The organism is Kitasatospora sp. NPDC057542 (assembly GCF_042801945.1).
Classification (GTDB): domain Bacteria; phylum Actinomycetota; class Actinomycetes; order Streptomycetales; family Streptomycetaceae; genus Kitasatospora.
Genome location: NZ_JBHVFE010000034.1, coordinates 15,433 through 36,199, shown reverse-complemented (window position 1 = coordinate 36,199; position 20,767 = coordinate 15,433). Strand labels below are relative to the sequence as shown.

18 protein-coding genes are annotated in these 20,767 nt (G+C 71.1%); 1 reads left to right on the top strand and 17 read right to left on the bottom strand.

From position 1 onward, the window contains the following. Positions 1–58 precede the first annotated feature (58 nt). The 16 genes from nuoN to ACFU7Y_RS07210 all read right to left on the bottom strand — a co-directional run bounded on the left by nuoN (position 59) and on the right by ACFU7Y_RS07210 (position 18,980). Positions 59–1,681 carry an NADH-quinone oxidoreductase subunit NuoN gene (gene nuoN, locus ACFU7Y_RS07285; protein WP_224280811.1) on the bottom strand — a complete coding sequence of 541 codons (1,623 nt, stop codon included), beginning with the start codon at positions 1,679–1,681 and terminating at the stop codon, positions 59–61. 11 nt (positions 1,682–1,692) lie between these two features. Then, positions 1,693–3,375 (bottom strand): NADH-quinone oxidoreductase subunit M, encoded by a 1,683-nt coding sequence (locus ACFU7Y_RS07280; protein WP_380766738.1) that lies wholly within the window; start codon positions 3,373–3,375, stop codon positions 1,693–1,695. Positions 3,376–3,409: 34 nt separating this feature from the next. Then, entirely contained in the window at positions 3,410–5,329 is a 1,920-nt protein-coding gene (gene nuoL / locus ACFU7Y_RS07275) for an NADH-quinone oxidoreductase subunit L (RefSeq protein WP_224280804.1), read from the bottom strand. A 14-nt stretch (positions 5,330–5,343) separates the two neighbouring features. Continuing rightward, complete coding sequence (gene nuoK, locus ACFU7Y_RS07270) at positions 5,344–5,643, bottom strand: NADH-quinone oxidoreductase subunit NuoK (RefSeq protein ID WP_195911268.1); 300 nt, start codon at positions 5,641–5,643, stop codon at positions 5,344–5,346. Further along, on the bottom strand, positions 5,640–6,581 hold the full coding sequence (locus ACFU7Y_RS07265; RefSeq protein WP_224280803.1) for an NADH-quinone oxidoreductase subunit J: 942 nt from the start codon (positions 6,579–6,581) through the stop codon (positions 5,640–5,642). The genes nuoK and ACFU7Y_RS07265 overlap by 4 nt, the downstream gene beginning before the upstream one ends. After that, complete coding sequence (nuoI, locus tag ACFU7Y_RS07260) at positions 6,578–7,186, bottom strand: NADH-quinone oxidoreductase subunit NuoI (RefSeq protein ID WP_380766737.1); 609 nt, start codon at positions 7,184–7,186, stop codon at positions 6,578–6,580. Before nuoI ends, ACFU7Y_RS07265 begins: the two co-directional genes overlap by 4 nt. Before the next feature lie 6 nt (positions 7,187–7,192). Beyond that, a complete protein-coding gene (gene nuoH, locus ACFU7Y_RS07255) occupies positions 7,193–8,521 on the bottom strand; it encodes an NADH-quinone oxidoreductase subunit NuoH (RefSeq protein ID WP_224280801.1) in 1,329 nt (442 codons plus the stop codon). Next, complete coding sequence (locus ACFU7Y_RS07250; RefSeq protein ID WP_380766736.1) at positions 8,518–11,088, bottom strand: NADH-quinone oxidoreductase subunit G; 2,571 nt, start codon at positions 11,086–11,088, stop codon at positions 8,518–8,520. Before ACFU7Y_RS07250 ends, nuoH begins: the two co-directional genes overlap by 4 nt. Further along, complete coding sequence (gene nuoF, locus ACFU7Y_RS07245) at positions 11,085–12,446, bottom strand: NADH-quinone oxidoreductase subunit NuoF (RefSeq protein WP_224276339.1); 1,362 nt, start codon at positions 12,444–12,446, stop codon at positions 11,085–11,087. The genes ACFU7Y_RS07250 and nuoF overlap by 4 nt, the downstream gene beginning before the upstream one ends. Further along, on the bottom strand, positions 12,446–13,231 hold the full coding sequence (gene nuoE / locus ACFU7Y_RS07240; RefSeq protein WP_380766735.1) for an NADH-quinone oxidoreductase subunit NuoE: 786 nt from the start codon (positions 13,229–13,231) through the stop codon (positions 12,446–12,448). The genes nuoF and nuoE overlap by 1 nt, the downstream gene beginning before the upstream one ends. Continuing rightward, positions 13,228–14,568 carry an NADH-quinone oxidoreductase subunit D gene (locus ACFU7Y_RS07235; RefSeq protein WP_224276335.1) on the bottom strand — a complete coding sequence of 447 codons (1,341 nt, stop codon included), beginning with the start codon at positions 14,566–14,568 and terminating at the stop codon, positions 13,228–13,230. The genes nuoE and ACFU7Y_RS07235 overlap by 4 nt, the downstream gene beginning before the upstream one ends. Continuing rightward, positions 14,568–15,281, bottom strand: coding sequence for an NADH-quinone oxidoreductase subunit C (locus ACFU7Y_RS07230; protein WP_224276333.1), 714 nt, complete (start codon positions 15,279–15,281; stop codon positions 14,568–14,570). The genes ACFU7Y_RS07235 and ACFU7Y_RS07230 overlap by 1 nt, the downstream gene beginning before the upstream one ends. Next, positions 15,278–15,832: an NADH-quinone oxidoreductase subunit B family protein gene (locus ACFU7Y_RS07225; RefSeq protein WP_224276331.1), complete on the bottom strand. Its 555-nt coding sequence runs from the start codon at positions 15,830–15,832 to the stop codon at positions 15,278–15,280. Before ACFU7Y_RS07225 ends, ACFU7Y_RS07230 begins: the two co-directional genes overlap by 4 nt. Before the next feature lie 128 nt (positions 15,833–15,960). After that, positions 15,961–16,320, bottom strand: a complete 360-nt coding sequence (locus tag ACFU7Y_RS07220) for an NADH-quinone oxidoreductase subunit A (RefSeq protein WP_030060100.1) — start codon at positions 16,318–16,320, stop codon at positions 15,961–15,963. Positions 16,321–17,169: 849 nt separating this feature from the next. Continuing rightward, the gene (locus ACFU7Y_RS07215; RefSeq protein WP_380766734.1) at positions 17,170–17,865 is read right to left on the bottom strand and encodes a response regulator; all 696 of its coding nucleotides are present in this window, start codon (positions 17,863–17,865) and stop codon (positions 17,170–17,172) included. Between the two features lie 35 nt (positions 17,866–17,900). Then, a complete protein-coding gene (locus ACFU7Y_RS07210; protein WP_224276327.1) occupies positions 17,901–18,980 on the bottom strand; it encodes a sensor histidine kinase in 1,080 nt (359 codons plus the stop codon). Positions 18,981–19,183: 203 nt separating this feature from the next. Here ACFU7Y_RS07210 and ACFU7Y_RS07205 point away from each other — a divergent pair, with 203 nt between their 5' ends. Next, the gene (locus ACFU7Y_RS07205; RefSeq protein ID WP_380766732.1) at positions 19,184–19,756 is read left to right on the top strand and encodes a hypothetical protein; all 573 of its coding nucleotides are present in this window, start codon (positions 19,184–19,186) and stop codon (positions 19,754–19,756) included. 13 nt (positions 19,757–19,769) lie between these two features. On the opposite strand, the gene ACFU7Y_RS07200 is transcribed toward ACFU7Y_RS07205, so the two are convergent. After that, positions 19,770–20,756: a DMT family transporter gene (locus ACFU7Y_RS07200; protein ID WP_224276324.1), complete on the bottom strand. Its 987-nt coding sequence runs from the start codon at positions 20,754–20,756 to the stop codon at positions 19,770–19,772. Positions 20,757–20,767: the final 11 nt, after the last annotated feature.

Sequence of the window (20,767 nt, the reverse complement as noted above, 5' to 3'; positions counted from 1 at the left end):
CCGCGCGGACTGGGCGCGGCCCGGACGGGGCCCTGGTCGGGAACGGCGGACGCAAAGGTCAGCGCACGAACAGTGCGGCCTTGGACGCGAGGTCGAGGAAGTACTGCGGCAGCAGTCCGAGACCCAGCGTGACCAGCACCCCCACCCCGATCGCGGTCGCCGTGAAGGGGCTCGGGATCGCCACCGTGGGGCCGCCGGGCTGCGGGTCCGAGAAGAACATCAGCACGATGACCCTGATGTAGAAGAACGCGGCCACCGCCGAACTCAGCACACCGACGACCACCAGCGGGGTCGCCCCGCCGCTGGCCGCGGCCTGGAAGACCGCGAACTTCCCGGTGAAACCGGAGGTCAGCGGAATCCCGGCGAACGCCAGCAGGAACAGCGCGAACACCGCCGCCACCAGCGGCGAACGCCGCCCGAGCCCGGCCCAGCTGGACAGGTGGGTCGCCTCGCCCTTGGAGTCGCGCACCAGGGTGACCACGGCGAACGCGCCGAGCGTCACGAAGGAGTACGCCAGCAGGTAGAACAACACCGAGGAGATGCCCTGCTTGTTGACGGCGATCACGCCGGTCAGGATGAACCCGGCGTGCGCGATCGAGGAGTACGCCAGCAGGCGCTTGACGTCCTGCTGGGTCACCGCGAGCACCGCGCCGACGACCATGGTGAGGATCGCCACCCCCCACATCACCGGCCGCCAGTCCAGCCGCAGGCCCGGGAAGGCCACGTAGAACAGCCGCATGAAGGCTCCGAAGGCCGCGACCTTGGTGGCCGCCGCCATGAAGCCGGTCACCGGGGTCGGCGCGCCCTGGTAGACGTCCGGGGTCCAGGAGTGGAAGGGCACCGCGGCGACCTTGAACAGCAGGCCGACCGCCAGCATCGCCAGGCCGGTCAGCACCAGCGCGTCGCTCTGGGTGGTGCTCAGCAGCGCGGGGGTGGTCATCGCCTTGCCGGAGATGACGTCGCCGATGTCGCCGAGCCGTACGCTGCCCGCGTAGCCGTACACCAGCGCGGTGCCGAACAGGAAGAACGCCGAGGCGAAGGCACCGAGCAGGAAGTACTTGACCGCCGCCTCCTGGGAGAGCAGCCGACGGCGCCGGGCCAGCGCGCACAGCAGGTACAGCGGCAGCGAGAAGACCTCCAGCGCCACGAACATGGTCAGCAGGTCGTTGGCCGCGGGGAACAGCAGCATGCCGCCGACGGCGAACATGGTGAGCGGGAAGACCTCGCTGGTGGCGAAGCCGGCCCGGACCGCGGCCCGTTCCTGCTCGCCGCCGGGGGTGGCGGCGGCCTGGGCGGCGAAGGCGTCGGCGGGCCGGCCGCCGGCCTTGGGCTCCAGCCTCCGCTCGGCGTAGGTGAGCACCGCGACCACGGCGGCCAGCAGGATCACGCCCTGGAGGAACAGCGCCGGGCCGTCCAGGGCGACGGACTCCATGGCCAGCAGGTCCACCTTGGTGGAGCCGTAGCCCTGCGCGGCCAGCACCACCACGGCGACGAAGGCGCCGACCAGCCCGGCCAGGGCGAGCGTCACCTGCGTCCAGTGCCGGAACCGGCGGGGCGCGAAGGCCTCCACCAGGACGCCGGCCAGGGCGGCGGCGAACACCACGAGCATCGGGGAGAGCTGGCCGTACTCGATGTGGGGTGCCGGGATGCCGGCGGTGTTGCCGCCGGCGGCGGCGAGCATCGCGGTGGTGCTCACTTCTGCTCACCTCCTGAGGTGGCGGCGACCGGGTGGGCCGGCGCCGGGTCGGTCTGGTGGACCTGCGTGAGCGTCGCGTTCACCGAGGGGTTGACCAGGTCGGTGAGCGGCTTGGGGTAGACGCCGAGCAGGATGGTCAGCGCCACCAACGGGCCGACCACGAGGAGTTCGCGGGCCTTGAGGTCGGGGATCGTGCGCACCCCGTCCTTCACCGGGCCGGTCATGGTGCGCTGGTACAGCAGCAGGGCGTACAGCGCGGCCAGCACGATGCCGAAGGTGGCCACGATGCCGATCGCCGGGTAGCGGGTGAAGGTGCCCACCAGCACCAGGAACTCGCTGACGAACGGGGCGAGCCCGGGCAGCGACAGGGTGGCCAGACTGCCGATCAGGAAGGTCCCGGCGAGCACCGGGGCGACCTTCTGCACGCCGCCGTAGTCGGCGATCAGCCGCGAGCCGCGACGGGAGATCAGGAAGCCGGCCACCAGCATCCACGCCGCCGTGGACAGGCCGTGGTTGACCATGTAGAGGGTGGCTCCGCTCTGGCCCTGGCTGGTCAGGGCGAAGATGCCCATGATGATGAAGCCGAAGTGCGAGATCGAGGCGTACGCCACCAGGCGCTTGATGTCCTTCTGGCCGACCGCCAGCAGCGCGCCGTAGACGATCCCGATCAGCGCGAGGACCAGGATCGCCGGGGCAAAGGTCTTCGAGGCGTTCGGGAACAGCCCGAGGCAGAAGCGCAGCATCGCGAAGGTGCCGACCTTGTCCACCACCGCGGTGATCAGCACCGCGGTGCCGGCGGTGGACTCGCCCATCGCGTTCGGCAGCCAGGTGTGCAGCGGCCACAGCGGGGCCTTCACCGCGAAGGCGAAGAAGAAGCCCAGGAACAGCGCCTTCTCGGCGGTACCGGTCAGCTGGATCCGGCCGTCGGCGATCGCCGAGGTCAGGGTCGGCAGGTCGAAGGTGCCGAAGCCCTGGTCCTGCGCGGTCACGTACAGGCCGATCACGGCGGCCAGCATCACCAGGCCGCCGAGCAGGTTGTAGAGCAGGAACTTCACGGCCGCGTAGGAGCGCTGACGCGCCGAATCGGGGCCGCCGGCCCGGTCGCCGAAGCCGCCGATCAGGAAGTACATCGGGATCAGCATGGCTTCGAAGAACACGTAGAACACGAAGACGTCGGTGGCGTAGAAGGAGACGACCACCATCGCCTCCACCGCCAGGATCAGCGCGAAGAAGCCCTGGGTGCGGCGCCTGTTCTCGAAGGTGCCGTCGGGCCTGGCCGCGTTGGGCCCCTCTCCCCCGGCCTGGCGGCCGGGACGTGCCCCCGGCCCGTCGGCGGCCGAGGAGGGCGGGTCGGCGTCGTGCCAGGAGGCGAGGATCACCAGCGGCACGAGCACGGCGGTGAGCAGGGCGAGCACGACGCCGATGCCGTCCACGCCGAGCGAGAAGGTGATGCCGAAGGAACGGATCCAGCTGTACGACTCGGTCAGCTGGAAGCGGGCACCGTGCGGGTCGAACCGCGTCGCCACCGCGGCGGCCAGCACCAGGGTGACGGCCGAGACGCCCAGCGCGACGGCCTTGGTGGTCCTGCGCCGGCCCTCGGAGGACCCGGCGGGCAACGCGGCGGTCAGCACCGCGCCGGCCGCCGGAACGGCACAGGTGGCGGTCAGAAGCGCGCTCATGCGCCCACCCCCCGACGGATATCAGGACGAGTCATCACGTGGACCTCATCAGGAGAGTCGTGGCGACCAGCACCAGCGTGCCGCCGAACATGGAGAGCGCGTACGAGCGGACGAAGCCGTTCTGGACCCGCCGCAGCCGGCCGGAGAGCCCGCCGATCGCGGCGGCCAAGCCGTTGACCACGCCGTCCAGGCCCCGGCTGTCGAAGAAGACCAGCGCCGCGGCGAGCGCCGAGCCCGGCCGCACCAGCACCGCGTGGTTGAAGTCGTCCTGCAGCAGGTCGCGGCGGGCCGCCCGGGTGAGCGGGGAGCCCACCGGCGCCACCACCGGGACCGGCGAGCGCCCGTACATCAGGTACGCGACGCCGACGCCGGCCAGCATGCATGCCGTGGTCAGCAGGGTGACGGTCAGCGGGGCGAGGGGGGAGTTGCCCTCCTCGTACCCGGTGACCGGCTCCAGCCACTTCAGGAAGGAGTCGTTGAAGGCGAACAGCCCGCCCGCGAAGACCGAGCCGACGGCCAGCAGGACCATCGGGACGGTCATGGTCCTGGGCGACTCGTGCGGGTGCGGGAGGTTGTCGTCGCCCGCGGCGGCGCCGCTGGTCCCACCGGTCGGCTGCCAGCGCTTCTCACCGAAGAAGGTCAGCACCATCACCCGGGTCATGTAGAACGCGGTGATCGCCGCGCCGACCAGCGCGCACAGCCCGAGGATCCAGCCCTCGGTGCCGCCCTTGGCGAAGGCCGCCTCGATGATCTTGTCCTTGGAGAAGAAGCCGGACAGGCCCGGGAAGCCGATGATCGCCAGGTAGCCGAGGCCGAAGGTGACGAAGGTGACCGGCATGTACTTGCGCAGGCCGCCGTAGTGACGCATGTTCACCTCGTCGTTCATGCCGTGCATGACCGACCCGGCGCCGAGGAACAGCCCGGCCTTGAAGAAGCCGTGGGTCACCAGGTGCATGATCGCGAAGGCGTAGCCGATCGGGCCGAGCCCGGCCGCCATCACCATGTAGCCGATCTGCGACATGGTCGAGCCGGCCAGCGCCTTCTTGATGTCGTCCTTGGCGCAACCGACGATCGCACCGAACAGCAGCGTGACCGCGCCGACCACCACCACGGCGGTCTGCGCGTCCGGCGCCAGGTCGAAGATCGTCGCGGAGCGGGTGATCAGGTAGACGCCCGCGGTCACCATGGTGGCCGCGTGGATCAGCGCCGACACCGGGGTCGGGCCCTCCATCGCGTCCCCCAGCCAGGACTGCAGCGGCACCTGAGCCGACTTGCCGCAGGCCGCCAGCAGCAGCATCAGCCCGATCGCCGTCAGCTTGCCCTCGCTCGCCTCGTGCGCGGCCCCGAAGACCGGGTCGAAGGCGAAGGAGCCGAACTCCGCGAACATCAGCATGATCGCGATGGACAGGCCGACGTCGCCGACCCGGTTGACGATGAAGGCCTTCTTCGCCGCCGTCGCCGCGCTCGGCTTGTGCTGCCAGAAGCCGATCAGGAGGTACGAGGCCAGGCCCACGCCCTCCCAGCCGAAGTACAGCAACAGGTAGTTGTCCGCGACCACCAGCAGCAGCATGGCAGCCAGGAACAGGTTCAGGTACGCGAAGAAGCGGCGCCGGCGCTCGTCGTGCGCCATGTAGCCGACCGAGTAGAGGTGGATCAGCGTGCCGACGCCGGTGATCAGCAGGACGAAGGTCATCGACAGCTGGTCGAGCCGGAAGGAGACGTCGGCCTGGAAGCCGTTCACCCGGATCCAGCTGAACAGGTGCTCGGTGACCGCCCGGTGCTCGGCATCACGGCCGAGCATGTCCGAGAACAGGGCCAGGCCGAAGCCGAACGAGAGCGCCGCGAGCGCGGTGGCCAGCCAGTGGCCGTACCGGTCCAGCGCCCGGCCGCCGAGCAGGAGCAGGGCGGCGCCCGCCAGTGGAGCCGCCACCAGCAGCGGAATGAGAGAGTTCACCGAAGGCCCTCCGCCTACAGCTTCATCAGGTTGCTGTCGTCGACCGAAGCGGAGTGCCTGGTCCGGAAGATGGAGACGATGATGGCGAGGCCGACCACGACCTCCGCCGCCGCGACCACCATCGTGAAGAACGCGATGATCTGGCCGTCCAGGGTCCCGTGCAGCCGGGAGAAGGTCACCAGGGCGAGGTTCGAGGCGTTCAGCATCAGCTCCACGCACATGAACAGCACGATCGCGTTGCGCCGGATCAGCACCCCGGCCGCGCCGATGGTGAACAACAGGGCGGACAGGTAGAGGTAGTTGACCGGGTTCACTCCGTACCCTCCTCGTCGGCCGGGTGCTCCACGTTGTTCGCCGGCACCGGCTCGCCGTTCGCCGGCACCGGCCGGCCGTTCGTCGGAACCGGCTTCAGCGACTTGCGCGGGGGCGCCATCGCCGGCCGCTCCGAGGACGGACGGCCCAGCCAGTCCGCCGTGGTGTTCTCCAGCTCCGCCATCCGCTGCAGCATCGCCTGGCTCACGTCCCGGACCTGGCCGCGCTCGCGCAGCGTCGCCATCACCGAGTCCTCGGCGATCGTGCCGTCCGGCAGCAGCCCCGGGACGTCCACCGCGTTGTGCCGCGCGTACACGCCCGGCGCCGGCAGCGGCGGCACCTGGATGTTGTCCTTGATCCGCTGCGCCGCCAGCTCGCGCTGCGTCTTCGGCGCCTTCACGTGCTCCCGGTGGGTCAGCACCATCGCGCCGATCGCCGCAGTGATCAGCAGTGCGCCGGTGACCTCGAAGGCCCACACGTACCGGGTGAAGATCAGCCGGGCCAGGCCCGGCACGTTGCCCTCGGCGTTCGCCTCGGACAGCCCGGTGAAGTGGTTCAGCTTCGCGTTGGCGATCCCGGCGATCAGCAGCACGCCGAAGCCCAGCCCGCACAGCGCCGCGGCGAACCGCTGGCCCTTCAGCTGCTCCTTCAAGGAGTCCTCGCTGGTGACGCCGACCAGCATCACCACGAACAGGAACAGCATCATGATCGCGCCGGTGTAGACCACGATCTGCACCACACCCAGGAACACCGCTCCCTGGGCCATGTAACAGACCGCCAGCGCCAGCATGGTGCCCGCCAGGCAGAGCGCGCTGTGCACGGCCTTGCGCATCAGCACCATGCCGAGTGCGCCGCCGACCGCAATCACCGCGAGCACCCAGAACTGGACGGCCTCACCCGTCGAGGTCGTCCCGACCGCTTCCGCCAGCTGCGCGCTCACTGCTGCACCTCCCTCTCCCGGTCGGTGCGCTCCTGCTGAACCGTCCCCGGCGCCGCCGAGGTGACCTCGCCCCGGTAGTACGCGCCCTCGTCGGTACCCGGGAAGATCGCGTGCGGGGTGTCGACCATGCCCTCGGACAGGCCCACCAGCAGCTGCTCCTTGGTGAAGATCAGGTCCCGCCGGGAGGAGTCGGCCAGCTCGTACTCGTTGGTCATGGTCAGCGCCCTGGTCGGGCAGGCCTCGATGCACAGCCCGCACAGGATGCAGCGGGCGTAGTTGATCTGGTACACCGCGCCGTAGCGCTCACCCGGGGAGTAGCGCTCCTCGTCCCGGTTGTCCGCGCCCTCCACGTAGATCGCGTCGGCCGGGCAGGCCCACGCGCACAGCTCGCAGCCGACGCACTTCTCCAGGCCGTCCGGGTGCCGGTTCAGCTGGTGACGGCCGTGGAAGCGCGGAGCGGTGGGCTTCTTCTGCTCCGGGTACTGCTCGGTGAGCCGCTTCTTGAACATGGCCTTGAAGGTCACGCCGAAGCCGGCGGCCGGGCCGAGGATCGACGGACGGTCGGCCCGCTCGGGGCGGTCCGTACGATCGGACTGGTCGGACATCTCGGTTCAGCTCCCTTCGGAATGGTCGGCCCCGTTGAGGGCGTCGTGGAGTTGCTTCGGGGCGCGGCTGCGCCGGCGCGGCACCGGCGGGAGCACCTGACCGGGCAGCGGCGGGACCGGGTAGCCGCCCACCATCGGGTCGAAGTCGGCCTTGGGCGGGACGTCCTCGGGTTCCGGCTGCTTCCGCAGGAAGTCCCGCAGCAGCGCCAGCAGCAGCACCACCCCGACCGGGGCGCCCACGTACAGCACCACCTCGCCGAAGCCGTAGCCCTCGTTGCGCAGCGCCCGCACGCTCGCGATCAGCACCAGCCACACCAGCGAGACCGGGATCAGCACCTTCCAGCCCAGCTTCATGAACTGGTCGTAGCGGAGCCGGGGCAGCGTGCCGCGCAGCCAGATGAAGAAGAACAGCAGCAGCTGGATCTTCAGCGTGATCCACAGCATCGGCCACCAGCCGTGGTTGGCGCCCTCCCAGAAGGTCGACACCGGCCACGGAGCCCGCCAGCCGCCCAGGAAGAGGGTCGAGGCCACCGCCGAGACCGTCACCATGTTCACGTACTCGGCCAGCATGAACATCGCGAACTTCAGCGAGGAGTACTCGGTGTTGAAGCCGCCGACCAGCTCGCCCTCGGCCTCCGGCAGGTCGAACGGCGCCCGGTTGGTCTCCCCCACCATCGCGATGACGTACACGATGAACGACACCGGCAACAGCGCGGCGAACCAGGTCGGCTGCTGGTGCGCCACGATCTCCGAGGTCGACATCGAGCCGGAGTAGATGAACACCGCCGCGAAGGACAGGCCCATCGCGATCTCGTAGCTGATCATCTGCGCGGCCGAACGCAGCCCGCCCAGCAGCGGGTACGTCGACCCGGAGGACCAGCCGGCCAGCACGATGCCGTAGATGCCGATCGAGGCCGTCGCCAGGATGTACAGCAGCGCGACCGGAAAGTCCGTCAGCTGGAGCGGCGTGCGGGTGCCGAAGATCGACACCTCGTTGCCGGCCGGGCCGAACGGGATCACCGCGAAGGCCATGAACGCCGGAATGGCACAGACGATCGGGGCCAGGATGTAGACCGGCTTGTCCGCGCCCTTGACCACCAGGTCTTCCTTCAGCGCCAGTTTCACGCCGTCCGCCAGCGACTGCAGCAGGCCCCACGGGCCGTGCCGGTTGGGCCCGATGCGCAGCTGCATCCAGGCCACCACCTTGCGCTCCCAGACGATCGCGATCAGCACCGTCAGGACCAGGAAGGCGAAGCAGAACACCGCCTTCAGCAGCACCAGCCACCACGGGTCCTGCCCGAAGAAGTGGAGCGTCTCGTACGGCTGCGAAGTCATCGGTCCTCCCCTTCGCCCGCGGTCTCGTCCGCGGTCGCCCCGGTCTGGTCCTGCGCTGCCTGGTCCTGCGCCGGCCGGTCCTGCACCGTCGGCTCGGGCTCGGACTCGGGCTCGGACTCGGGCTCGGCCGCGGCGATCGTGACCAGGTGGCCGACGGTGGTGCCGAGCGCGCGGTGGGTGCCGCCCGGTGTGGAGTCGAGCGGGACCCAGACCGTGCGGTCCGGGATCGAGTCGGTGATCTCCAGGGGCAGGGTCAGCGAGCCGGCCGGGCCGGTCAGCCGCAGCTCGGCAGCCGCCTCGGCACCGATCTCCTTGGCCGTCTCCGCCGAGATCCGGGCCACCGCCCGGTGCCGGGTGCCCGCCAGGTGCGGGTCCCCCTGCTGCAGCACGCCGTTGTCCAGCAGCATCCGCCAACCCGCCAGCACCGCCTGGCCGGTGGCCGGCCGGGGCAGCGGGCCCGGGTGCGCCGCCGGGTCGGCCGTGCGGTCGCCCTCCCAGGGGGCGAAACGGTCCAGCTCCAGCCGGGCCGCCCGGACGTCCGGCAGGCCCAGCCGCCGGCCCAGCGCGTCCGCCAGCATGCCCAGCACCCGCAGGTCGGACTGGAGGTGCCGGCCCATCTGCTGGTCCGGCTTGAGCGCGGACTCGAACATCCGGACCCGGCCCTCCCAGTCCAGGAAGGTGCCGGCCTTCTCCGCCACCGCCGCCACCGGCAGCACCACGTCGGCGCGCGCCGTCACCGCCGAGGGCCGCAACTCCAGCGACACCAGGAACGGCACCGCCGCCAACGCCTCGTCGGCCAGCGCCGGGTCCGGCAGGTCGTCCGGGTCCACGCCGCCGACCAGCAGCGCGTCCAGCTCGCCGCCCACGGCCGCCGCCAGGATCCCGTCGGTGTCCCGACCCGGCCGGGACGGCAGCTCGGCCCCGCCCCACACCGCGGACGCCTCCGCCCGGGCCGCCGGGGCGGCCACCGGACGGCCGCCCGGCAGCAGGCCCGGCAGCGCGCCCGCCTCCACCGCCCCGCGGTCACCGGCCCGGCGCGGCACCCAGGCGAGCTTCGCGCCCGTCGCGTGCGCCAACCGCAGCACCGCCGTCAGCGCGCCCGGGACGGCGGCCAGCCGCTCGCCCGCCAGGATCACCGCGCCCGGGGTGCGCAGCAGTTCGGCCGCCCGCCCGGCGTCGTCGGTCAGCGGCTCGTCCGCCGCCAGCGCCGCGAACCACTCCGGCTCGGTGCCGGGAGCGGCCGGCAGCAGCGCGCCGTGCAGCTTCGCCAGGCCCCGGGAGCCGAACGCGGCCACCGAGAACACCTTCAGGCCCGTCGCCCGGGTCGCCTTGCGCAGCCGCAGGAAGACGATCGGCGACTCCTCCTCCGGCTCGAAGCCCGCCAGCAGCACCGCCGGCGCCCGGTCGAGGTCCTCGTACGCCACCCCCGTGCCGTCCACGTCGACGCCCCGCCCGGCCACCGCCGCGGCCAGGAAGTCCGCCTCCTCACCGCTGTGCGGGCGGGCCCGGAAGTCCACGTCGTTGGTGCCGAGCACCACCCGCGCGAACTTCCCGTACGCGTAGGCGTCCTCGATCGTCACCCGGCCGCCGGCCAGCACCCCGGTCCGGGCCCCGCGCAGCCCCTCGGCCGCCCGGGCCAGCGCCTCCGGCCAGGAGGCCGGCACCAGCTCGCCGTCCACCCGCACCAGCGGGGTGGTCAGCCGGTCGCGCTGCTGGGCGTAGCGGAAGGCGAAGCGGCCCTTGTCGCAGTTCCACTCCTCGTTCACCGCCGGGTCCTCGCCCGCCAGCCGGCGCAGCACCTTGCCGCGCCGGTGGTCGGTGCGCTGCGCGCAGCCCGAGGCGCAGTGCTCGCACACGCTCGGCGAGGAGACCAGGTCGAAGGGGCGCGAGCGGAACCGGTACGCCGCCGAGGTCAGCGCGCCCACCGGGCAGATCTGGATGGTGTTCCCGGAGAAGTACGACTCGAAGTCGTCGCCCTCGCCGGTGCCGACCTGCTGCAGCGCCCCGCGCTCCACCAGGTCGATGAACGGGTCCCCGGCGATCTGCTGTGAGAAGCGGGTGCAGCGCGCGCACAGCACGCAGCGCTCGCGGTCCAGCAGCACCTGGCTGCTGATCGGCACCGGCTTCTCGTAGGTGCGCTTCATGCCCTCGAAGCGGGAGTCGGCGGCACCGCTGGTCATCGCCTGGTTCTGCAGCGGGCACTCGCCGCCCTTGTCGCAGACCGGGCAGTCCAGCGGGTGGTTGATCAGCAGCAGCTCCATCACGCCGCGCTGCGCCTTCTCGGCCACCGGCGAGCTGAGCTGGGTGCGCACCACCATGCCCTCGGCCACCGGGATGGTGCAGGAAGCGACCGGCTTGCGCTGGCCCTCGATCTCGACGATGCACTGGCGGCAGGCGCCGGCCGGGTCGAGCAGCGGGTGGTCGCAGAAGCGCGGGATCTGGGTGCCGATGGTCTCGGCGGCCCGGATCACCAACGTTCCCTTGGGGACCCGCACTTCGACGCCGTCGATGGTGAGCGTGACCAGTTCGACCGCGGTCTCGGAGGCGGTTGGCTCTGTGATCGTCACGCGTGCACCTCCCTTTCGGTGGCGGACTGGTGGCCGGGGCGGGGGCCGTCGGCCCAGACGGTGGAGGCGGCCGGGTCGAACGGGCACCGGCGCTCGGCCAGGTGCTGCTCGTACTCGGCCCGGAAGTGCGTGAGCGAGGAGACGATCGGGCTGGCCGCGCCGTCGCCCAGTGCGCAGAAGGACTTGCCGTTGATGTTGTCGGCGATGTCGAGGAGCTTCTCCAGGTCCCCGTCGACGCCCTCGCCCGCCTCGATCCGCTTGAGCAGCTGGACCAGCCAGTAGGTGCCCTCGCGGCAGGGGGTGCACTTGCCGCAGGACTCGTGGGCGTAGAACTCCGTCCAGCGGGTGACCGCGCGCACCACGCAGGTGGTCTCGTCGAAGACCTGGAGCGCCTTGGTGCCGAGCATCGAGCCCGCCGCCCCGACGCCCTCGTAGTCCAGCGGGACGTCGAGGTGCTCGTCGGTGAACATCGGGGTGGAGGAACCACCCGGGGTCCAGAACTTCAGCCGGTGCCCTGGGCGGATGCCGCCGCTGAGGTCGAGCAGCTGGCGCAGCGTGATGCCGAGCGGGGCCTCGTACTGGCCGGGGTTGGTGACATGGCCGGAGAGCGAGTAGAGCGTGAAGCCGGGGGACTTCTCGGTGCCCAGGGCCTTGAACCACTCCTTGCCGCGGGCCAGGATCGGCGGCACCGAGGCGATCGACTCGACGTTGTTGACCACCGTCGGGCAGGCGTACAGGCCGGCGATCGCCGGGAACGGGGGCCGCAGCCTGGGCTGGCCGCGTCGGCCCTCCAGCGAGTCGAGCAGCGCCGTCTCCTCGCCGCAGATGTAGGCGCCGGCGCCGGCGTGCACGGTGATGTCGAGGTCGATGCCCGAGCCGAGGATGTTCCGGCCCAGCAGCCCCGCCCCGTACGCCTCGGCGACGGCCGCGTGCAGCCGGCGCAGCACCGGGACGACCTCGCCGCGCAGGTAGATGAAGGCGTGGTCGCAGCGGATCGCGTAGGAGGCGATGATCATGCCCTCGATCAGCGCGTGCGGGTTGGCGAACAGCAGCGGGATGTCCTTGCAGGTGCCCGGCTCGGACTCGTCCGCGTTGACCACCAGGTAGTGCGGCTTGCCGTCGTTCTGCGGGATGAACTGCCACTTCATGCCGGTCGGGAAGCCCGCGCCGCCGCGGCCGCGCAGGCCGGCGTCCTTGACCAGGGCGATCACGTCGTCCGGCGGCATGGCGAGGGCCGCCTTGAGGCCCTCGTAGCCGTGGTGGCGGCGGTAGGTGTCGAGCGTCCAGGGACGGCTGTCGTCCCAGGAATCGGACAGGACCGGGGTGAGCAGCTTCTCGGCCGGCTCGGCGGACGTCATCACGCTTCGCTCCCTTCCTGGCCGTTGCCCTCGGGGCGGGAGGCGTCGGGGCGGGGCGGCTCGTTGCGCGGGGAGACGACCCTGGTGCCGGGGGCGCCGGGCAGGGCCTCGCCGCGGGACAGCCGCAGGCCGGCCAGGGAGGGCGCGCCGCCGGCACCGGACTCGTCGTTGGCGCCCGGGCGCTCGTCGGGGAAGCCGGCCAGGATCCGGGCGGTCTCCTTGAAGCCGCACAGCCGGGCGCCGCGGGTGGGCCGGACCTCACGGCCGGCGCGCAGGTCGTCGACCAGCTGCCGGGCGCTCTCCGGGGTCTGGTTGTCGAAGAACTCCCAGTTGACCATCACCACTGGCGCGTAGTCGCAGGCCGCGTTGCACTCGATGTGCTCGATCGAGACCTCGCCGTCCCCGGTGGTCTCGTTGTTGCGGATGCCCAGGTGCTCCTGGAGCTCGGCGAAGATCTGGTCGCCGCCGAGCACCGCGCACAGGGTGTTGGTGCAGACCCCGACGTGGTACTTCCCGGCCGGGCGGCGCCGGTACATGGTGTAGAAGGTCGCGACCGCGGTGACCTCGGCGGTGGTGAGGTCCAGCTGCTCGGCGCAGAAGCGGATACCGGTCGGGCTGACGAAGCCCTCCTCGGCCTGCACCAGGTGCAGCAGCGGCAGCAGCGCCGAGCGGGGCTGCGGGTAGCGGCCGATCAGCTCGGCCGCGTCGGCGGCCAGCCGGGCGTGCACCTCCTCGGGGTACGGTGCGGCCGGCAGTGCCGGCAGTCCGAGTTCGACGTTGGTCACCGGTCCACGCCTCCCATCACCGGGTCGATCCCGGCCACCGCGACGATCACGTCGGCCACCTGGCCGCCCTCGCACATCGCCGCCATCGTCTGCAGATTGGTGAACGACGGGTCCCGGAAGTGGACCCGGTACGGCCGCGTCCCGCCGTCGCTGACCACGTGCACGCCCAGCTCGCCCTTGGGCGACTCGACCGCCGCGTACGCCTGACCGACCGGCACCCGGAAGCCCTCGGTGACCAGCTTGAAGTGGTGGATCAGGGCCTCCATCGAGGTGCCCATGATCTTGCGGATGTGGTCGAGGGAGTTGCCCATCCCGTCCGGGCCGACGGCCAGTTGAGCGGGCCAGGCGATCTTCTTGTCGGCCACCATGACCGGGCCCGGCCGCAGCCGGTCCAGGCACTGCTCGACGATCCGCAGCGACTGCTTCATCTCCTCCAGGCGGATCAGGAAGCGGCCGTAGGAGTCGGCGCTGTCGGCGATCGCAACCTCGAAGTCGTAGTCCTCGTACCCGCAGTACGGGTCGGTCTTGCGCAGGTCGTGCGGCAGGCCGGTGGCCCGCAGGATCGGGCCGGTGGCGCCGAGGGCCAGGCAGCCGGGCAGGTCCAGGAAGCCGACGTCGACCAGACGGGCCTTGAACACCGGGTTGCCGGTGGCGAGTTTGTCGTACTCGTGCATCCGGGAGCGGAAGACCTTGACCGCCTCGCGGATCTGGTCGACGGCGCCGGGCGGCAGGTCCTGGGCGAGGCCGCCGGGGCGCACGTACGCGTGGTTCATGCGCAGGCCGGTGACCAGCTCGAAGACGTCCAGGATCAGCTCGCGGTCCCGGAAGCCGTAGATCATCAGGGTGGTGGAGCCGATCTCCATGCCGCCGGTGGCCAGGCAGACCAGGTGCGAGGAGATCCGGTTGAGCTCCATCATCATCACCCGGATGACGCTGGCCCGGTCCGGGACGTCGTCGGTGATGCCGAGCAGCCTCTCGACCGCCAGGCAGTAGGCGGTCTCGTTGAACAGCGGGGTCAGGTAGTCCATGCGGGTCACGAAGGTGGTGCCCTGGACCCAGCTGCGGAACTCCATGTTCTTCTCGATGCCGGTGTGGAGGTAGCCGATGCCGCAGCGGGCCTCCTTCACTGTCTCGCCGTCGATCTCCAGGATCAGCCGCAGCACGCCGTGGGTGGACGGGTGCTGGGGGCCCATGTTGACGATGATGCGCTCGTCGTCGGCCCGGCCGACCGCCTCGACCACCTCGCCCCAGTCGCCGCCGGTGACGGTGAAGACCCGGCCCTCGGTGGTCTCGCGGGCGTCTGCTTCCTCGGTCTCTCCAAAGTGCTGGGTGTTCATCAGCTGTACGACCTCCGCTGGTCGGGAGCCGGGATCTGGGCGCCCTTGTACTCGACGGGGATGCCGCCGAGCGGGTAGTCCTTGCGCTGCGGGTGGCCCAGCCAGTCGTCCGGCATCATGATCCGGGTGAGCGCCGGGTGGCCCTCGAAGACCAGCCCGAAGAAGTCGTAGGCCTCGCGCTCGTGCCAGTCGTTGGTCGGGTAGACGCTCACCACGGAGGGGATGCGCGGGTCGGCGTCGGGCGCGGTGACCTCCAGCCGGATCAGCCGGCCGTGGGTGATCGAGCGCAGGTGGTAGACCGCGTGCAGCTCGCGGCCCTTGTCGCCTGGGTAGTGCACGCCGCTCACGCCGAGGCACAGTTCGAAACGCAGCGCCGGGTCGTCGCGCAGGATGCGGACGGTCCTCAGCAGGTGGTCACGGTCGATGTGGAAGGTGAGCTCGCCGCGGTCGACCACGGTCTTCCCGATCACCTCGACCGGGTCCAGGCCCTGCTCCTCCAGGGCGCCCTCCAGCTCGTCGGCGACCTCGTCGAACCAGCCGCCGTACGGGCGTTCACTCGGGCCGGGCAGCGCGATCGGGGCGGACAGGCCGCCGAAGCCGGAGGTGTCGCCACTGCCCTTGGCGCCGAACATGCCCTGGCGGCGGCCGACCACCTCGACCGGGATCTCGCGGACCGGCTGCTCCCGGCGGGTCTCGGGTACCTGGTCGTTCATCGCAGCTGCTCCCGCATCTCACTGATCGGGGTGGCCTTGAGGGCGAGCGCCTCGCCGAGCTCCTCGGCCCGGCGCTTGTTCACGCCGAGCGGCTCGTGCTGGATCTTGTCGTGCAGCTTCAGGATGGCGTCCATCAGCATCTCCGGACGGGGCGGACAGCCGGGCAGGTAGATGTCCACCGGGACGATGTGGTCGACGCCCTGGACGATCGCGTAGTTGTTGAACATCCCGCCGGACGAGGCGCAGACGCCCATCGAGATGACCCACTTGGGGTTGGGCATCTGGTCGTACACCTGGCGCAGCACCGGGGCCATCTTCTGGCTCACCCGGCCCGCCACGATCATCAGGTCGGCCTGCCGGGGGGAGCCCCGGAAGACCTCCATGCCGAACCGGGCCAGGTCGTAGCGGCCTGCGCCGGTGGTCATCATCTCGATCGCGCAGCAGGCCAGACCGAAGGTGGCCGGGAAGAGTGACGCCTTGCGCACCCAGCCGGCGGCCGTCTCCACGGTCGTGAGCAGAAAGCCGCTCGGCAGCTTCTCCTCGATTCCCATCAGATCCCTCTCAATGCCCTCAAGACCGCTGATACGTGGGCCGGTTCTGGCTTGTCCGCTCTTTCACAAGCGGGCGCACAGCCGGCGGACGGGTGGGGTCACCACCCCGCGCTCGGACCACCCCGCGCTCAGTCCCACTCCAGGCCGCCGCGCCGCCACACGTAGGCGTACGCGACGAAGACGGTGGCGATGAACAGGAGCATCTCGACCAGCCCGAAGATCCCCAGGGCGTCGAAGGTCACCGCCCAGGGGTAGAGGAAGACGATCTCGATGTCGAAGACGATGAAGAGCATCGCCGTCAGGTAGTACTTGATCGGGAACCGACCGCCGCCCACAGGCTGCGGGGTCGGCTCGATGCCGCACTCGTACGCCTCCAACTTGGCCCGGTTGTAGCGCTTGGGGCCGGTGAGTGAGGCCATCACGACGGAGCCGACCGCGAACGCCGCCGCGATGGCACCGAGTACGAGGATCGGCGCGTAGGCATTCATAGCCCCCGCTCCCTCCGTCCAGTCGTCCTTGACTGCAGATCGGAACCGGCGGGTCACACTGAGGTGAACCCGCGTTCCAGTTCCCGAGATCCACCTCATGTGAGGCAGTTCACAAAGCCTGGAACGAGCGCATCCTATGCCTGTCGGCTTGTGATCTGCGACACGCAGTTCACCGCCATCTTTGTGATCTACGACACCATGTGAATGGTGTCGAATGTGAACATGCCCAGATTTGTCGACGCATAGCAGCCAAATGATCACAACCAGTCGCATTTACCTGTGAAGCGGCTGGTCAGGGGCATGGTCCTATATCAACCATGCATCGCCTTGGGCAAATTTCCAGGCGTCATGTTGACGTGTTATGGCGACTCACTCGGAGGGGTGGCGGGGGGCCGAACGCTCGCTTGACCCTTCGTTCACAAGCGCGCGAACTTGCCGTTGGGTGGGATTCCTCTCCCCCTCGCCGACCCGCCCGCCGCCGCCTGTGCCCGCCGCCTGTGCCCGCTTCCTCCGCCCGCTGCCTGCGCTGGGGTTGGCGGATCTGCGTGCGCTCGGGGCCGATTCGGCTGTGCGGCCGCGTGGGCCGCGCGTGGGCCGCATGGGCCTCGCGTCATTGGGGGCGGGCGGCGCCGACCATGCAGGCCTCACGGCCGCACAGCCGAAGCGGGGTCGGCGCCCTCGCCCGCGCCCACAGGCCCGCCGGCCGCCCGTGCAGGGCTGCGACCTCGCACAAGGCAGCGCTGACCTTGCCCGGAACCGGTCCACTCCGGCACTGCCCGCCGTGACCGGGGCCTGCTGCCTGCATGGGCCTTGGGCTGCCCGGGCTCTCGCCCTCCGGGCCAGGGCCGGTTACTGTCGGCCGGCCGCCTGCTCCCAGATCCAGGCCGCGATGCCCACCCGGTTACGGGCTCCGATCTTGCGCTGGATGTTGGCGAGGTGGTTCTTCACCGTCCCCGGAGAGATGAACAGCCCTGCGCCGATCTCGGCGTTGGTCGCGCCGTCTGCCACCAGCTCGGCGATCTCCCTTTCTCTCGTGGTCAGTTCCTCCGTCGGCCCGGCTGTCGGCGGCAGAGCCGCCTTGGCGCCCCGCCCGGGCTCCGGCTCCGGCTCCGCAGCCGGTAGTGCCATGTGCCGCAGGAGCCGGACAGTGATCTGCGGGCTGATCAACGCGTCCCCGGCCATCGCCGCCCGGACCGCCTCGATCAGCAGCACCGGCCCCGACCGCTTCAGCAGGAATCCGGCCGCCCCGTGCCGCAATGCCGTGTGCACGTACTCGTCCAGGTCGAAGGTGGTCACCACGATCACCTTGCACTGGTCGGCCAACTGGCGTGTGACCTCCAAACCGTCCAGCTTCGGCATCCGGATGTCCGCGAGCACCACGTCCGGCCGCAGTCTCCTTGCCTCCTGCACCGCTGCGGCACCGTCCGCCGCCTCAGCCACCACCACCATGTCCGGCTGGACGTCCAGGATCATCCGGAACGCACTGCGAACGTCCGCCTGGTCGTCCGCGATCAGGATCCGAACCGGCCCTGTGCCACTGCCCATATCCGCACCTCCCCGTTACCGACCCGCGTCGGCTTCTACGATCGCACCGGCCCTGCGCCGGCCTCCTCCAGCGGCAGCACCGCCGTCACCCTCCAGGCCTCCCGCTCGTGCGGGCCGGCTTCCAGCGAACCACCGAGGGCCTCCACCCGGGCCGCCAGCCCAGGCAGTCCGCTGCCACCGCCCCGGCGCGGCCGACCTGCCGGGCCCGGTGCCCGACCGTCGTTGGTCACGGTCAGCTCCAGCCGTCCGCCACTGCGGCGGGCCCGGATCTCGACCGCCCGCGCGGCCGGAGCGTGCCGCCGGACATTGGTCAGTGACTCGACCACGATCCGGTGGACGGTGCCCTCCACCTCGCGCGGCACCGGCTCCTCCGGCAGCTCCAACCGGACTTCGGAGCCGCCCGTCGCGGTGAACCGCTCGGCCACCCCGGCGAGTTCGGCGAGCCCGGGCTGCGGACCGCGGCCGCCGCCCTCCTCGCTGCGCAGCAGCTGTACCGTCCGGTCCAGCGAGGCCAGCGCCCGCTGCCCGGCCTGCTCTATTCGCTGGAACATCTCGGCCGCCCGGGCCGGGTCGATCCCGGCCAGGTAAGCCCCCGCCTGGGCCTGGGCGACCATGCCGCTGACATCGTGCGCCACGAAGTCGTGCAGGTCGTGGGCCAGTTCGAGTCGTTGTGCCCGCCTGGCCTCGGCCACCGCCTTGTTGCGCCCCTCGTCCAGGCCCCGCAGGTAGAGCCCGATCAGGACGGCCGGCAGGGAGAGCATCGATCCGAACCCGAAGAGCGTGAGCGTGTCCGCAGGCCCCTCGATGAACGCGAACCGGGACGGCCAGAGGGCGACCGCTCCGCATGCCGTCCAGGCCGCCGCCGCACACCGCGGACCGTCCTCGGCGCGCAGGCTGATGACCACCGACAGCAGCAGGACGGCCAGTTCGGCCAGGCCCAACAGCCCGGCCCAGCGCTGCCCCTCCACCCAACGGCCGAGGAGCCAGACGGCGACCGTGACCACGACCGATGCCGCCCCGAGCGCCATGGTCACGGCCGCCGCCCCGTACCGCCCCCGCGCCACCCAGGCCGGCGGCACCAGGAGCAGGACAACAGCGGACAGGATCTGAGTCATCGTCACCACCTCTCCTCGACTCTTCGACTGCCGTCACACTACGACGCCACCCAGGCGGCACGCCTGTGCCGATCGGCACATTTCAAAGGCGGGTTGAGCAGGAGGAACAGCCCGATCGGCATCTGCCGCGAACCCCTGACCGGCCTCCAGTCTTGAGTCATCGCACCGGCCACGGAGGCCGGAGCCGAAGGGAGTCCACCACCATGTCGAAGCTCGTGATCAACGCCCGCAGCACCACCCTCCGGGCCGAGGCGGCCGCCCCTGTCGTCCCGCCCGCCCCGCGCTGGGCCCAGCTCGCCGCCAAGGCCGCCGTCCTCACCACCGTCCCCTCGGGGCTGTGGCGGATCGTCTTCGGCTTCGGCGCCCCGATGGGTTTCACCGGCGCGACAGCCGCGGCGTACGCCGAGCACCAGCCGGGCTGGGGCACGGTCTACTGCGTGGCGCTGAGCGCCCTTGCCGAGGCACTGGCCTTCCTGACCCTGGGCCTGGTCCGGCCCTGGGGGCTGATCGCGCCCCGGTGGATCCCGCTGATAGGCGGCCGCCGGGTCAAGCCGCTCGCCGCGATCCTCCCGGCTCTGCTGGGCTCGGTGGTGCTCTCGGTCCTCGGTATGGAGGCGCTCTTCGGCGGCTGGGCACGCAACCTGGCCGATCCGGATTCGCCGCGTGGCTTCGCCGCCGTGGTCATGACGCTCGCGTACCTGCCCCTGGTCGCCTGGGGCCCGCTGCTCGGCGCGGTCACCCTCGACTACGCCCGCCGGACGCTGCGGCGCCGGTGACGAGGGCGGCTGGTCACACCCGGGCCGGCTCCGCGTTCGGCCCCACCGCGTCAGGCTCGCCCTCTCCCTCTCCCCGGCCTCTGGCCGGGCGCGGCGCGGGTGTGGTGCGCCGGCCCCATTCGGTCGCGACCAGCACCAGGGCTCCTCCGAGCAGGGCGAGCGGGCCCATCCGGTTCCCGGCCACGGTGATCCCGAAGACGGCGGCCCACAGCGGTTCGGTGCCGAGCAGCAGGCTCACCCGGGACGGCGAAGTGGCCCGCACGGCCCACATCTGGACGAAGAAGGCGAACAGGGTGCAGAACAGGGACAGATGGAGCAGCCAGGCCCACTGGCCGGCCCCGTACGAGCGCGCGACCGTCCAGGGCGCAGGCCCGACCGGCAGCGCGACGGCGGCGAACACGCCGGTGGCCACGGCAAGTTGGACCCAGGTGACGGCAAGCATGTCGGTGTCGCGGACGGCCCGGGTGCGGGCCGCCGCGAGGACGTACGCCGAGCGGACCAAGGCGGCGCCCAGCACCAGCAGATCACCGAGCGTGGGAGGACGCAGCCCGCCGTCGCCGGTGAGCAGGGCGACGCCCAGGACGGCCAGCCCGGCGGCCGCGAGGAAGGCCTTCGGTGGTGCGGTCCGACCGAGGGCGCTCTCGCCGAGCGGGGTGAGCACCATCGCGAGGCTGATGATCAGACCAGCATTGGTCGCGGAGGTGTGGACGGCGCCGTAGGTCTCCAGCAGGAAGATCCCGCTGAGCACCAGCCCCAGTGCGGCGCCGCCGAGCCACTCGGCACGGTTCAGCCTCCGCAGGGCACGCCACGCGACCACCCCGAGCAGCGGCAGCACCAGTCCGAACCGCAGCACGAGCATCGCCACCACCGTCCCGGGCTCGGCCACCCGCTGGACGGCGAGGAAGCTCGACCCCCACACCACGGCCACGAGCAGGACCGGAAGATCACGGAGGACCGACGAGGACGAACCCTCGGGCAGGTCGGAAGAGGAGGCTGGCATGCGGAAGATCC

What these genes read in the sequence shown, in the direction of transcription:
- ACFU7Y_RS07205 (WP_380766732.1), top strand. Translation starts at nt 19,184, where the DNA reads ATGTCGAAGCTCGTGATCAACGCCCGCAGCACCACCCTCCGGGCCGAG.
- ACFU7Y_RS07210 (WP_224276327.1), bottom strand. Translation starts at nt 18,980, where the DNA reads ATGACTCAGATCCTGTCCGCTGTTGTCCTGCTCCTGGTGCCGCCGGCC.
- ACFU7Y_RS07200 (WP_224276324.1), bottom strand. Translation starts at nt 20,756, where the DNA reads ATGCCAGCCTCCTCTTCCGACCTGCCCGAGGGTTCGTCCTCGTCGGTC.
- ACFU7Y_RS07280 (WP_380766738.1), bottom strand. Translation starts at nt 3,375, where the DNA reads ATGAGCGCGCTTCTGACCGCCACCTGTGCCGTTCCGGCGGCCGGCGCG.
- ACFU7Y_RS07225 (WP_224276331.1), bottom strand. Translation starts at nt 15,832, where the DNA reads ATGGGAATCGAGGAGAAGCTGCCGAGCGGCTTTCTGCTCACGACCGTG.
- nuoN (WP_224280811.1), bottom strand. Translation starts at nt 1,681, where the DNA reads ATGCTCGCCGCCGCCGGCGGCAACACCGCCGGCATCCCGGCACCCCAC.
- ACFU7Y_RS07220 (WP_030060100.1), bottom strand. Translation starts at nt 16,320, where the DNA reads ATGAATGCCTACGCGCCGATCCTCGTACTCGGTGCCATCGCGGCGGCG.
- ACFU7Y_RS07230 (WP_224276333.1), bottom strand. Translation starts at nt 15,281, where the DNA reads ATGAACGACCAGGTACCCGAGACCCGCCGGGAGCAGCCGGTCCGCGAG.
- nuoI (WP_380766737.1), bottom strand. Translation starts at nt 7,186, where the DNA reads ATGTCCGACCAGTCCGATCGTACGGACCGCCCCGAGCGGGCCGACCGT.
- nuoF (WP_224276339.1), bottom strand. Translation starts at nt 12,446, where the DNA reads ATGACGTCCGCCGAGCCGGCCGAGAAGCTGCTCACCCCGGTCCTGTCC.
- ACFU7Y_RS07215 (WP_380766734.1), bottom strand. Translation starts at nt 17,865, where the DNA reads ATGGGCAGTGGCACAGGGCCGGTTCGGATCCTGATCGCGGACGACCAG.
- nuoH (WP_224280801.1), bottom strand. Translation starts at nt 8,521, where the DNA reads ATGACTTCGCAGCCGTACGAGACGCTCCACTTCTTCGGGCAGGACCCG.
- ACFU7Y_RS07235 (WP_224276335.1), bottom strand. Translation starts at nt 14,568, where the DNA reads ATGAACACCCAGCACTTTGGAGAGACCGAGGAAGCAGACGCCCGCGAG.